This is a genomic window from Hymenobacter rubidus, assembly GCF_016734815.1.
Classification (GTDB): Bacteria; Bacteroidota; Bacteroidia; order Cytophagales; family Hymenobacteraceae; genus Hymenobacter; species Hymenobacter rubidus.
Genome location: NZ_JAERQF010000024.1, coordinates 78,388 through 91,139, shown reverse-complemented (window position 1 = coordinate 91,139; position 12,752 = coordinate 78,388). Strand labels below are relative to the sequence as shown.

Sequence of the window (12,752 nt, the reverse complement as noted above, 5' to 3'; positions counted from 1 at the left end):
GTGCCGGGCGTCGAGGTCGAGGGCGTGATGGCGCCGGTGGCATCGATGGTCAGGCCCGTGGCCGGGTTCACCGTGATGGTGCCCAGCGTGCTGCCCGTGCCAATGCCCAGAGCCACCGTGCCGGTAGTGGTGGTGCAGTAGCTCGAAGCCGCGTAGCCAATGTTGGCCAACGGGGGCGCTGTGATGGTCACCGTAGCGGTCGAGGAAGCTGCCGCGCAGCCGCCCGAGGCCGCGACCGTATTGGTAACAGTATAAGTGCCAGCGGTAGAGGTCGACGGAACAATGGCGCCGGTGGCGGCATCCAGCGTCAGGCCGGTGGTCGAGGTGAAGGTACCGGCCGTAGCGCCTGTGGCTAGTACGACAGGCTGGCTGGCTGTAACGGTCTTGCAATACGGCGTGCCGCCGTAGCTGAACGCGGCCGACTGCGAACCCGATATCGTAACCGAAGCCGTGCTGCTGCACGTTGAACTCAGGGTATAGGTCACGGTGTACGTGCCCGGCGTAGAGGTAGCAAGGGTGATGGTACCGGTAGTAGCGCTGAGGGCCAGGCCCGTGGTCGAACTGAACGTGCCGCCGGCCGTGCCCGTGATAGTAGGCGTGGGGTTGGTGCCGCTGGCGCAATACGAGGCGCTGCCGTAGCTGAAAGCGGCATTGCAGGGAATAGCGGAAGTAGCCGTTACCGAAAAGTCGTCAATGGCCAGGCCGTCATCGGCTCCGGCCGCATCGAAGTCAACGTAGCGGATGTAGAACGTGGCGCCAGCCGGAATGCTCAGCCCCGTAATGTTGCCCGTCACCACGGTGCGGTTGGCGGGGTCGTTGCCATCGTAGCCCGTGCTGGACGTCAAAGTGTTCACCGGGCCCGTGTAGTCCAGCGGGTCCACATCTACATAAGTGCCAGTGGTGAGCGAAGAGGCAGTGGTGCTGTACTGAAAATCCAGCCGGTCGGAAGCATTGCGCGGGGTGGTGGAGCCCGCCAGGCGGTAGGTCTCGCCCGTATAGCTCACCGCCAGACTGGTAATGGTGCCGCCCGTATTATTGGTGAACGCAAAGCCGTACTGCTCGGCCAAAGACCCGCTGCGTACGCTGCCAAAGGCCCGGTCGGTGGTGGCAGTGGCGCCGGCCCCATAGCTGTAGGTATCGCCCGTGCCTGAACTGCCTAACCCCGTGGAACTGATGGTGATGGGCGTGTAGGTGCTGTTGGCGGTGGTGCCGGTACCCACGTTTATTTCAACAAAGCCAAAGCCTGCCGGCAGCACCGAGCTGGCAGCGGCATTGTCCAAAACGTTGAAGTTCTGCGTGTACGCCGTGGTGCCTAGGTTGATAGGCGTAAGGGTAGTAGGAGTCTGAATTTGGCCCCACGCCAGCCCGGGTAGCAGCAGCGAGAGACAGGTGAGCACCCGGGGAGCATTTCTCCGGAAAAAGCCGGGCCGGGTCGATACTTCGGCCCCAGAGGGAGCGGGTATTTTTTGTAGCATGTACGGTGGGTTTTGAAAGGATGGAAAAGTTAAAGAAAGTGAAATGATAACGAAGTATCGAATTATCGGCCCGTAAAAAAAGGAACATGCATTTTATACTTGCGCAATCGTTCCCGGCAACGTTGCCAGCAGCGAATCTACAGAAATAATCAGGGAGATTCAATCGCGCAAACGTCTTGATTTGTTGAGTATTTCTTCCGCAATCAACGTGTGCGCCACGCGAACTGAGTTAAGAGCCCAATTCGGGTAGCGAAATACGGGGTTGCTATTCGGACACCATCGAAGAGCATTCGTTTAATATAAAGAAAAAGGAGGCATGGTCCGGCACCATTCGGGTAACCGTTGAGCCGTAAAAACAGAAAGCGCCCCCGGCATAACCGAAGGCGCTTTTGCTAGCAGAACAATGAAGAACTATTCTTTTACGATGCGCGCGCTGCTGCGCTGCGAACCGTCCGTGTACTCAACCAGGTACAGGCCTTTGGCCAAGGCACCCAGGTTAACCGTCGTTTCGGTAGTGCCGGGCTGGGCGGCGAAGGTGGTCACTTGGGCACCGGTGGTGCTGAATACCGTTACGCGGGCATCGCGGCTAGCGGCAGCGTGGGGCACGTTGAGGACGTTCTGAGCCGGGTTGGGGTACACAGCCAGGTTGGTAGCCACCGCATTGCGGGCGGCCAGCGCCACTTGCTTGCTCTTCAGGGTCACGTTGCGCAGTAGCACATAACGACCAATGCCGGTGCTGCCTACTCCAAAGTAGATGCGTACAGTCAGCGTTTGCCCCGAAGGAACAGCTAAGCCAGTGGCACCGTTGAGTGCCAAGCGGAACGTAGTAGCTGAGTTTGGAGCGCCGGCAACGTACTGAGGAACCAATGCCCCGTTGACGGCGGTATTGACGCCGCCGCCAGTGGAACTCAGGCCAAACGTAGCATTTGCGGTGCTTGGTAGTACCCCGGTAGGCCCTTTGCCACCCGTTACATCAGTCGAGTCAGTCGCGAAGTTGCTACGGGAATACACCGCTGCGACTTTACCATTTGCCGAACTGGCTACCGAAGCACTGAATAGAAGTGAGTCAACTTGCACGGCGGCTGTGGCCGTGAACGAGAATTGCTCATAGTAAATACGCTTGGGGGCACTGCCAGGGCCAGTTGATGGGGCCGTCGAACTCCAGCCGCTACCATCAGCCAGCACGCCAAATGCCTGACCAGCGCTTGAGTAAGGAGCGAATGCCGCCGCACCCGTTGGCACCTGCCCGTTGGAAATGACGTAGCGCTTAAATACCGGAGTACCCGGCGTAACGCCGGTTGAGCGCACGGCGGTACTGTCAGCATTGTTGCGTTTCAAGGGCCACTGCACAAATACCTGGGTTTGTGCGCTGGCCACTTCTGCCGTGCCTAAACCAGCCAGTAGCAGAAGAGCCGAAAGTAGATTGTTTTTCATCTAAAAAGTAAACTAAGGGTGAGAAATGGAATAGGGAAAACGGTTGAAAACCTTTGGTTGAGGCATCACCACAAGTATAAGCAAGGCATTACTCATACAATACTCATGCAAGCTGCCACCCTTTTACCGAAAAACAGTAAGTTTGGGTTTTTTTAGTTGCGCAATCGTTGCCGGGAACGTTATCAGAAAGGCCTCTATTTAGTACCTGCGTGGCATTATAGCGGGCTTTTCGGCAAATGATGAGCCTATGGAGCAGGCCGGTTTATAAGGTGTGCTGAATGCCGTTGAAAGGGCGATGCGAGAACGTTCCCGGCAACGATTGCACAAAAAAAGGTGTCTGCTCTTATCAGTACAGGAAAGTTCCGGTTCGGAACACGCCTAATATTGTATGGGGTAATAAAGCCCTTTCTCACATCAGGTGGCTGCGTTGGCGGGCGCAGTCTTATTCATCCCACCCAATGAAACAAACCTTGGCACTGCTGCTGGCAGGTTCGGCGGCCTTTGCCGCCTCCGCTTTTCGACCGGCCGATACTTCTAAAAGCCAGCTTTCGCTGGTTGGCAACTCCACGATGGCCGATATGCCCGACCTGCCCCCGGTGCTGCAAACCTCGTTCAAGAAAGACACCTTCAACCTCGCGAAGTACGGCGCGGTGGCCGACGGCCAAACGCTGAACACCGAGGCGTTCCGCAAAGCTATTGATGCCTGCGCCGTGGGCGGCGGCACAGTGCTGGTGCCGCGCGGCCTGTGGCTGACCGGGCCCATTGTGCTGAAAAGCAACGTGAACCTGCACCTGGCTACCGGCGCGCTCGTGCAGTTCACGGCCGACCGTAGCCAGTTTCCGCTCATCAAAACCAGCTGGGAAGGGGAGGATGCCATTCGAAGCCAGGCCCCGATTTCGGGCGTGAACCTGACCAACATTGGCATCACCGGCAACGGCACCTTCGATGGCGCCGGCGATGCCTGGCGGCCCGTGAAGAAGAGCAAGCTCAACGAAACGCAGTGGCAGAAGCTGGTGGGCTCGGGCGGCGTGCTCAACGACAAGAAAGACTACTGGTACCCCTCGGCGGCCTCGCTGAAGGGCAACCTGCTGGCTGCCGCCGGCACGCCCCGCAAGAGCCTCAACCCGGCCGATTTCGATGATATCCGGGACTTTCTGCGGCCCAACATGCTCAGCCTCACGCGCTGCAAGCAGGTGCTGCTCGAAGGCTTCACCATTCAGAATTCGCCGGCCTGGACCATTCACCCGCTGCTGTGCGAAAACCTGACCGTGCGCAACGTGACGGCCCGCAACCCCTGGTACGGCCAGAACACCGACGCCATCGACGTGGAATCGTGCCGCAACGGTTTGATTGAAGGCTGCACCTTCGACGTGGGCGACGACGGCCTGTGCATCAAATCGGGCCGCGACGCCGAGGGGCGCAAGCGCGGCGTGCCCACCGAAAACTTCACCATCCGCAACTGCCGGGTGTACCACGCCCACGGCGGCTTCGTGATTGGCTCCGAGATGTCGGGCGGCGTGCGCAACCTGTACGTGAGCAACTGCACCTTTATTGGCACCGACGTGGGCCTGCGCTTCAAAACCGCCCGGGGCCGCGGCGGCGTGGTCGAGAACATCTTCGTGGATGGCGTCGACATGACCGACATTGCCGGCGAGGCCGTGCTGTTCGATATGTACTACGCCGCCAAAGACCCCGTGCCCATGGCCGGCGAAAGCACGGCCCCGCCCGTCATTGCGCCCATGCCGCTGAATGAAGGCACGCCGCAGTTCCAGCACTTCCAGATTCGCAACATCACCTGCAAAGGCGCGACCACCGGCATCCTGGTGCGTGGCCTGCCCGAGATGAGCATCAAGGACATCAGCATCGAAAACGCGGTGCTGGAAAGCAAAAAAGGCTTGGTTTGCCAGGAAGCTGAGAATATTCGCCTGAAAAACGTGACCCTGCTCTCTACCGATACCGCGCCGGTAATGGAAGTGCAAAACAGCCACAACATCACCCTGGACGGCATCCGCTTTACCAACGGCGCCGACCTGCTCCTGCGCGTAACCGGCGACCGCAGCAAGGACATCCGCCTGACCAACACCAACACTAAGCTGGCCAAAAAGGACGTGCAGCTAGGCGACAAAGTGGCTAAGAAAACGGTGACCGTGGCGCAGCGCTAATTCAATTTCTTTACAAAAAAGGACGTCATGCTGAGCGCAGTCGAAGCATCTCTGCCGCGGTAGCAATCCAATCGAAAGGGTTTACTATTGCGGTAGAGATGCTTCGACTGCGCTCAGCATGACGTTCTGCTCTACACGATGACGCTCCATTAATGTTCGATATGAAACAACCCACCCGCTTTCTTGTGCCCTTGCTGGGCCTGTCGCTGCTCACCGAAACCGCTTCGGCCCAAACGGCCCCGAAGCCCTACTCGCAGCGCATGGCTGATGCCTTTATCTCGTGGAACCCTGATTCCATCGTAATCGGCAACGCGAAGGTCAGCCGCTGGAACTACGAGCAGGGACTGATGTACACCGCCCTGGAGCGCGTGTGGCAGCGCACCGGCGATGCCCGCTACTACACCTACATTCAGAAGGACCTCAACCGCTTCGTGCAGAAGGACGGTAGCATCCGCACCTATCGGGCCGACGAGTTTCAGCTCGACCACATCACGCCCGGGCGCGGGCTGCTGCTGCTGAGCCAGTTGTCGTCGGTGCCCGAGCAGGACAAGTACATCAAGGCCGCGCAGGTGCTGCGTAAGCAGCTCAGTGAGCAGCCGCGCACCAAGGAAGGCGGCTTCTGGCACAAGAAAACCTACCCCAACCAAATGTGGCTCGACGGCCTGTACATGGCCGAGCCGTTCTACGCCGAGTATAGCCGCCTGTTCAACCAGCCCGCCGGCCTCGATGACGTAGCCAAGCAGTTTGCCCTGATTGAGAAGAACCTCGTCGACCCCAAAACCGGCCTGCTCTACCACGGCTTCGACGAAAGCCGCGAACAGCCCTGGGCCAATAAAGCCACCGGCCAGAGCCCCAGCTTCTGGGACCGCGCCATTGGCTGGTACGCCATGGCGCTGGTCGACGTGCTCGACTACTTCCCTGCCAACCACCCGCAGCGGCCCGCCCTCGTCAAAGCCCTGCAACGGCTGGCGCCCGTGCTGGAAAAGTACCAGGACCCCAAAACCGGCACCTGGAGCCTCGTAATGGGCCAGGAGGGCCGCAAAGGCAACTACGCCGAGGCCTCCGGCAGCAGCATGTTTGTGTACGCGCTGGCCAAGGGCGTGCGGCTGGGCTACCTCGATAAGAAGTATGCTGCCGTAGCCAAAAACGGCTACGACGGCATCCTGAAAACCTTCGTGGCCACCGAGGCCGGCGGTGCGCTGGCTTTCAACGGGACGGTGAGCGTGGGCGGCCTGGGCGGCAAGCCCTACCGCGACGGCACGTTCGACTACTACCTCACCGAGCCGCTGCGCAAAAACGACTACAAGGGCGTCGGACCTTTCATCCTGGCCAGCACCGAGATGGAAATTGCGGCGGAAGATGCGCTGGGCCAGGGCAAAACCGTGGGACTGGACTACTATTTCAACCACGAAATGCGGAAAAACGCCCTCACCGGCGAGCCGGAGCAGTGGCATTATACCTGGGAAGAGCGCACGCACGGCGGCTTCTGGTTGTGGGGCAATCAGTTTCGCGAGCTGGGTGCCAAAACCGTGGCCGTGCCCACTGCGCCTACCGCGGCCACCCTCAAGTCTCTGAGCGTCTACATCATCGTCGACCCGGACTCGCGGAAGGAGTCGCCCAAGCCCAACTACGTGCAGCCCGCCGACAGCAAAGCCATTACCGAATGGGTAAAGGGTGGCGGCACCCTCGTGCTGCTGGCCAACGACACCGCCAACTGCGAAATCAAGCACTTCAACGAACTGGCCAAAAACTTCGGCGTGCAGTTCACCGACCAAAGCGTGAACATGGTGCAGGGCTCGCAGTTCGAGCAAGGCAAAGTGGATTTGACCTCCGGCAAAACCGTGTTCAAAAACGCTAAAACCGCTTACGTGAAGGAATTGTCGGTGCTGTCGGTGGCCACGCCGGCCCAGCCGCTGGTCACCAACAACGGCAAAGTCATTATGGCCACGGCCCGGCTGGGCAAGGGCAAGGTATTTATCCTCGGCGACCCGTGGTTGTATAACGAATACACCGACGGCCGTAAGATTCCCGCCACTTTCGAGAACTTCCAGGCCGGCAAAGATTTGGCCGGCTGGCTGTTGTCGAAGTAAAACGAAGCTGTTTAGAAAGTCAAAATCGTTGTCATCCTGAGCGCAGCGAAGGACCTTATCCCGTCAGAATAGGCGTTGTTCTGACGGGATAAGGTCCTTCGCTGCGCTCAGGATGACAGACGTGCAGGCAAATCAGACTTTCTAAACAGCTTCAACCTAACGCGAAACAAGTAAACAAAGCCGGCCGGGAAGAATCCCGGCCGGCTTTGTTTTGGGTGGCTGCGGAGGCGACTATCGGCAACGGTTCCGAGAACGTTTACGGCGGAAAACAAAGATTTTCCTTTCAGAAACGGTTTTTTTGCCGGAACATTACTTTCCCATAGCCTCGCCACTCTGCGCCTGCCGGCGTTTCGAATAGGCAGCTTTTAATTCCCACTTACTCGTTCAATGAACAAGCTCTCTACGATTGATTACATCGTTTTTTTCGTCTACTTCATCATAGTAGCCGGTTACGGCATCTGGATTTACCGCCGCAAAACAGGCCACGACGGCACCGTGGAGGGCGATTCGAAAGATTACTTTTTGGCGGAGGGCTCCCTGACGTGGTGGGCCATCGGTTCCTCGCTCATCGCCTCCAACATCTCGGCCGAGCAGTTTGTGGGCATGTCGGGCTCGGGTTTCAAGATGGGCCTGGCCATTGCCACCTACGAGTGGATGGCCGCCATTACGCTGGTAGTGGTGGCCACGTTCTTCATCCCGGTGTACCTGAAGAACCACATTTTCACCATGCCGCAGTTTCTCAGCCAGCGGTATAACGGCACGGTGGCTATGATTATGGCGCTGTTCTGGCTGGCCCTCTACGTGGTCGTGAACCTGACTTCGATTCTCTACCTCGGCGCCATTGCCATCAGCAGCATCGCGGGCCTGAACCTGAATTTCTGCATGTACATGCTGGCCGGCTTTGCCGTCCTCATCACACTGGGCGGTATGAAAGTAATTGGCTTCACCGACGTTATTCAGGTGTTCTTCCTGATTCTCGGTGGTCTGGCTACCACCTACCTGGCCCTGAATCTGGTGGCGGAGCACAACGGAACCACGGGCGTCATCAACGGCTTCAACTTGATGACCCACAACGCCGGCGACCACTTCCAGATGATTTTCAAGCGCGACAACCCCAACTATATCGATTTGCCGGGCCTCACGGTGCTGCTCGGCGGTATGTGGATTGTGAACCTGAACTACTGGGGCTGTAACCAATACATCACCCAGCGGGCCCTGGGCGCCGACCTGCCCACGGCCCGCGCCGGCATCCTGTTCGCTGCATTCCTCAAGCTGTTGATGCCCGTGATTGTGGTGCTGCCCGGCATTGCCGCCTACGTGCTGTATAAGCAGGACGTGTTTGGGTCCGCTGAGTTTGGCGCCGGCGCCAATTTGAACCCCGACCGCGCCTACCCGGTGCTGCTCAATATCCTGCCCACGGGCCTGAAGGGCCTGTCCTTCGCGGCCCTTACGGCCGCTGTGGTAGCCTCGCTGGCCGGCAAAGCCAATTCCATTGCCACCATCTTCACCCTCGATATTTACAAGAAAGTCATCAACCCCGGAGCCTCGGAAAAGACGCTGGTGAGCACCGGCAAAATTGCCGTAGTGGTGGCCATGATTTTGGGCGTGCTCATCGCACCGCACCTGGGCATCGACAAAAAAGGTGGTTTCCAGTACATTCAGGAGTACACGGGCTTTGTGTCGCCGGGTATTTTCGCCATGTTCATCCTGGGTTTCTTCTGGAAGAAAACCACCTCAAGCGCCGCCCTTTTCGCCACCATCGGTGGTTTCATGATGTCGTTGCTACTCAAGTTCCTGCCCGGCATGATGAATCTGTCGTTCCTCGCGCCCTTTGGCTTCGCTATCAAAAATGCCGAGGGCATCTACGAAATCCCCTTCCTCGACCGGATGGGTTTCGTCTTCATCTTCTGCGTTATTGCCATGATTTTCATCAGCCTGTTTGAAACCAGCCGGGGCAAGAAAACCAACGGCCTGGAAGTTGACAGCAGCATGTTCCGGCCGCAGCCCAGCTTCGTTATCGGCGCGGCCGCTATTGTGGTCATTCTCACCACGCTGTACACCATCTACTGGTAGTATATCCTTTCTGACTAACCATCCGCAAAAGCCCGTCTGCACTCGCTGACGGGCTTTTTGATGCAGATGCCTCGGCTAATTGATGCAGATGCCTCGGCTAAGTCGGGGCAAGGTTGATGGCAGTTGTCGATTTCGCGCCTTTGGTTTGTCCCCACCCTGTGCTCTCACATGGGGGCTGGCTTGGGCACGGCCACCTGATGGGCCTGGCGTTGTAAGGCCACCGGCATGATTCGGCATGTAGCAAACAGGGGCTCTGCCAAGCTCCTCTACGGCCAAGCTTCGATTGCATGATGAGCACTTGATTCCAATATTTTAATGCGGTAATTCGCGGGTTGCTTATTGAGGCGAAAGTTGGCTTATTCTGTAGTGGAATTGGTAAAACCAATGATGCAGGCGATGTAGATTTGGACTGATGGCGAATTAATCCGTAAGTTCGCAGTAGCTGGCCCAGCCAAGGGCGCCGGCTACTTCTTTTCCAATCCCACCCGTTTATGTATAAAGTTTTACTCTTCGTATTGCTGGTCAGCAGCCTCAGTGGCTTTGCCCAAACCAAGCAAATAGTCGTGGCCCAGGACGGCAGCGGAGCCTTTCGCACCGTGCAGGCCGCCCTCGATGCGGTACCAAAAAACAGCCGCGTCCTCACCACCATCGTCATCAAAAAGGGAATCTACAAAGAGAAGCTGAACCTAGCCAAAAAGCAGAACTTCGTGCGCTTGGTGGGCGAAGATGCCAACACCACCATCCTCACCTACGACGACTACAACGGCCGCACCCCCGCCAGCGGCGAGCCCCTGGGCACGTCCGAAGCCGCCAGCTTCCGGGTGTTTGGCAATGACTTTTCGGCCGAAAATCTCACCTTCGAAAACACCGCCGGCACGGTAGGGCAGGGGCCCGCTATGTGGGTGTACGGCGACAAGGCCCGTTTCGTGAACTGCCGCTTTCTGGGCTTCCGCGACACGCTGTATCCGTATGGGTACGGCAGCCGGCAGTATTATAAAAATTGCTACATCGAAGGCACCACCGATTACATTCTGGGCTCTGCAACGGCCTATTTCGAGGATTGCACCTTATTCTGCAAAGCGGGCGGTACCGTTATCATGGCTGCTTCCACCCCCGACAGCATCCGCTACGGATTTGTGCTCCAGCGCTGCAAGATTGTGGGCGATGCACCCGCCGACTCCTATTTCCTGGCCCGGCCTTGGAAGCCCTTTGCCAAAACCGTGCTACTCAACTGCGAATTAAGTGCCGCCATCCATCCCAAAGGCTGGGACCATTGGGGCAAGGAAAGCAACAAGCAGGACGCATTTTTTGGAGAATTCAAGTCCATCGGACCCGGTGCCGCGCCCAAGGCCCGCATCTTGTGGTCGCACCAGCTCACGCCTCAGCAGGCGGCTTTCTATACCCGCGAAGCCGTGCTCGGGGGGTGGGACCCTACGTTGGTTGAGTAAAGCTCCGTGGCAGTGTCGCCAAGGGATATTGCGAGCCTAAGGGCGCTATTTTTATAGAAAGCAGAAAATTATTTGAAAGGCGTATTTATTAGAAAAGTACAAATTATGATATGGGCTTCAAGTAGCGGTAGCGAAAATCGATTTTTTGCGTTTTCAAGCATTGAGGCCAAATAAATGCCCATGTAGTGGGCTGAGTTAGGACTATGGCATCGTTCCCGGCAACGATTGCACAAAAAAATATTGTCCAACTCTTGTTTTTGGATGATGCTTCAGGAAATCTTTATGAAGCAATGCTAGCTCCAAAGCAAGCATTGTGCACAAAATAGAGTTTCTAACGTCTTCGCATCATCCCTTTTTATGACTGCATTTTCTTCTGCTTTTAGTTTAGCTGGTAAGCGCGCCCTCGTTACGGGTTGCGACCGGGGTATCGGGCAAGCCATTGCCCTGGGGTTGGCCGAAGCCGGTGCCGATATCATTGGCGTATCGATACACATGCCCCCCGGAGGCGAAACCGAAACCGCTGTGCAGGCCCTGGGCCGCGAGTACAAGGGCTACCAGGCCGATTTCGGCAAGCTGGAAGAATTGCAAGGCTTTATCAAGCAGGTGCAGGCCGATTTTCCGGTGATTGACATCCTGTTCAACAACGCCGGCATCATTCGCCGCGCTCCGGCTGCCGAGCATTCTGATGAGGACTGGGACGCCGTGCTCAGTATCAACCTCGACGCTCCGTTTCGCCTGGCCCGTGCCATTGGCGGCCAGATGCTGAAGAACGGCTCGGGCAAAATCGTCTTCACGGCCTCGCTGCTCACCTTCCAGGGCGGCATCAATGTGCCCAGCTATGCAGCCAGCAAAGGCGGTGTGGGCAGCCTGGTAAAGGCCCTGGCCAACGAGTGGGCCGGCCGCGGGGTGAACGTGAACGCCATTGCCCCCGGCTACGTGGCCACCGACAACACCGCCGCCCTGCGCCAGGACGAGGAGCGGAGCGCCGCCATCCTGAGCCGCATTCCGGCCGGCCGCTGGGCGCTGCCCACCGACTACCAAGGCCCGGCTGTGTTCCTGGCCTCGGCCGCCAGCGACTACGTGCACGGCACCATCCTCACCGTCGACGGCGGCTGGATGGGGCGGTAGCTTTGCTATGAGGAATGAAGGATGAGGAATGAAGAATTGCTTCGCCTGATTCGTCCGCAACAATTCCTCATTCTTCATTCCTCATTCTTCATTAAAAAAGATGACCCAACGCTTTGCCATTGGTCCCCGCGAAACGGCTACCCTCAACACTGCCGGCATCCGGGAACACTTCCTGATTGAGAACATTTTCACGGCCGGCGAAATCGAGCTGACCTACACGCACTACGACCGCATGATTGTGGGAGGCGCGCAGCCCACAGAAATGCCTCTGACGCTGCCCTGCCCGGAGTCGCTCAAAGCCAATTTTTTCTTGGAGCGCCGCGAGCTGGGCGCCCTGAACGTGGGCGGTGCGGGAACTATCACGGTGGATGGGACGGTCTATGAACTGAACTACCAGGACTGCCTCTACGTGGGCATGGGGGCGCAAAACGTCACCTTTGCCAGCGCCGATGCGGCCCAGCCGGCAAAGTTTTACCTGCTGTCGGCACCGGCCCACCACACGCACCCCACCGCCCTGCGCACCCAGGCCGAAGCCACGCCCGTGGAAATGGGCGCGAAGGAAACCGCCAACGAGCGCACCATCTATAAATACATCTACCAGGAGGGCATTCAGAGCTGCCAATTGGTAATGGGCCTCACGCAACTCAAGCCCGGTTCGGTATGGAACACCATGCCCAGCCACACCCACGACCGGCGCATGGAGGCCTACCTCTACTTCAACGTGCCGCAGGGCCAGCGCGTGCTGCACCTGCTGGGCGAGCCCACCGAAACCCGCCCGCTGTGGGTGAACAACGAACAGGCCATTCTCTCGCCGCCGTGGTCCATTCACACCGGCTGTGGCTCGGCCGCTTATGCCTTCATCTGGGGCATGGCCGGCGAAAACCGCGAATACACCGACATGGACGCCGTGCCCTTGGACACGCTGCGCTAGCATAAGATTTT

7 protein-coding genes and 1 pseudogene are annotated in these 12,752 nt (G+C 58.0%); 6 read left to right on the top strand and 2 right to left on the bottom strand.

The annotated features are described in order from the left end of the window. Together JKL48_RS15890 and JKL48_RS15885 are read right to left on the bottom strand one after the other, a co-directional pair. Window positions 1-1,475, bottom strand: a pseudogene (locus JKL48_RS15890) (hypothetical protein); the annotation flags it as partial. A gap of 411 nt (window positions 1,476-1,886) precedes the next feature. Continuing rightward, the gene (locus JKL48_RS15885) at window positions 1,887-2,909 is read right to left on the bottom strand and encodes a T9SS type A sorting domain-containing protein (RefSeq protein WP_201984213.1); all 1,023 of its coding nucleotides are present in this window, start codon (window positions 2,907-2,909) and stop codon (window positions 1,887-1,889) included. Window positions 2,910-3,367: 458 nt separating this feature from the next. Here JKL48_RS15885 and JKL48_RS15880 point away from each other — a divergent pair, with 458 nt between their 5' ends. From JKL48_RS15880 to kduI, 6 genes are all read left to right on the top strand, one after another. Further along, the gene (locus tag JKL48_RS15880; RefSeq protein WP_201984211.1) at window positions 3,368-5,071 is read left to right on the top strand and encodes a glycoside hydrolase family 28 protein; all 1,704 of its coding nucleotides are present in this window, start codon (window positions 3,368-3,370) and stop codon (window positions 5,069-5,071) included. A 161-nt stretch (window positions 5,072-5,232) separates the two neighbouring features. Continuing rightward, complete coding sequence (locus JKL48_RS15875) at window positions 5,233-7,161, top strand: glycoside hydrolase family 88/105 protein (protein WP_236668844.1); 1,929 nt, start codon at window positions 5,233-5,235, stop codon at window positions 7,159-7,161. Window positions 7,162-7,548: 387 nt separating this feature from the next. Continuing rightward, window positions 7,549-9,234 carry a sodium/sugar symporter gene (locus JKL48_RS15870; RefSeq protein WP_201984209.1) on the top strand — a complete coding sequence of 562 codons (1,686 nt, stop codon included), beginning with the start codon at window positions 7,549-7,551 and terminating at the stop codon, window positions 9,232-9,234. A 491-nt stretch (window positions 9,235-9,725) separates the two neighbouring features. Next, window positions 9,726-10,682 carry a pectinesterase family protein gene (locus JKL48_RS15865; RefSeq protein ID WP_201984207.1) on the top strand — a complete coding sequence of 319 codons (957 nt, stop codon included), beginning with the start codon at window positions 9,726-9,728 and terminating at the stop codon, window positions 10,680-10,682. A 357-nt stretch (window positions 10,683-11,039) separates the two neighbouring features. After that, on the top strand, window positions 11,040-11,810 hold the full coding sequence (gene kduD, locus JKL48_RS15860) for a 2-dehydro-3-deoxy-D-gluconate 5-dehydrogenase KduD (protein WP_201984204.1): 771 nt from the start codon (window positions 11,040-11,042) through the stop codon (window positions 11,808-11,810). 100 nt (window positions 11,811-11,910) lie between these two features. Further along, on the top strand, window positions 11,911-12,741 hold the full coding sequence (gene kduI, locus JKL48_RS15855; protein ID WP_201984203.1) for a 5-dehydro-4-deoxy-D-glucuronate isomerase: 831 nt from the start codon (window positions 11,911-11,913) through the stop codon (window positions 12,739-12,741). Window positions 12,742-12,752 lie beyond the last annotated feature (11 nt).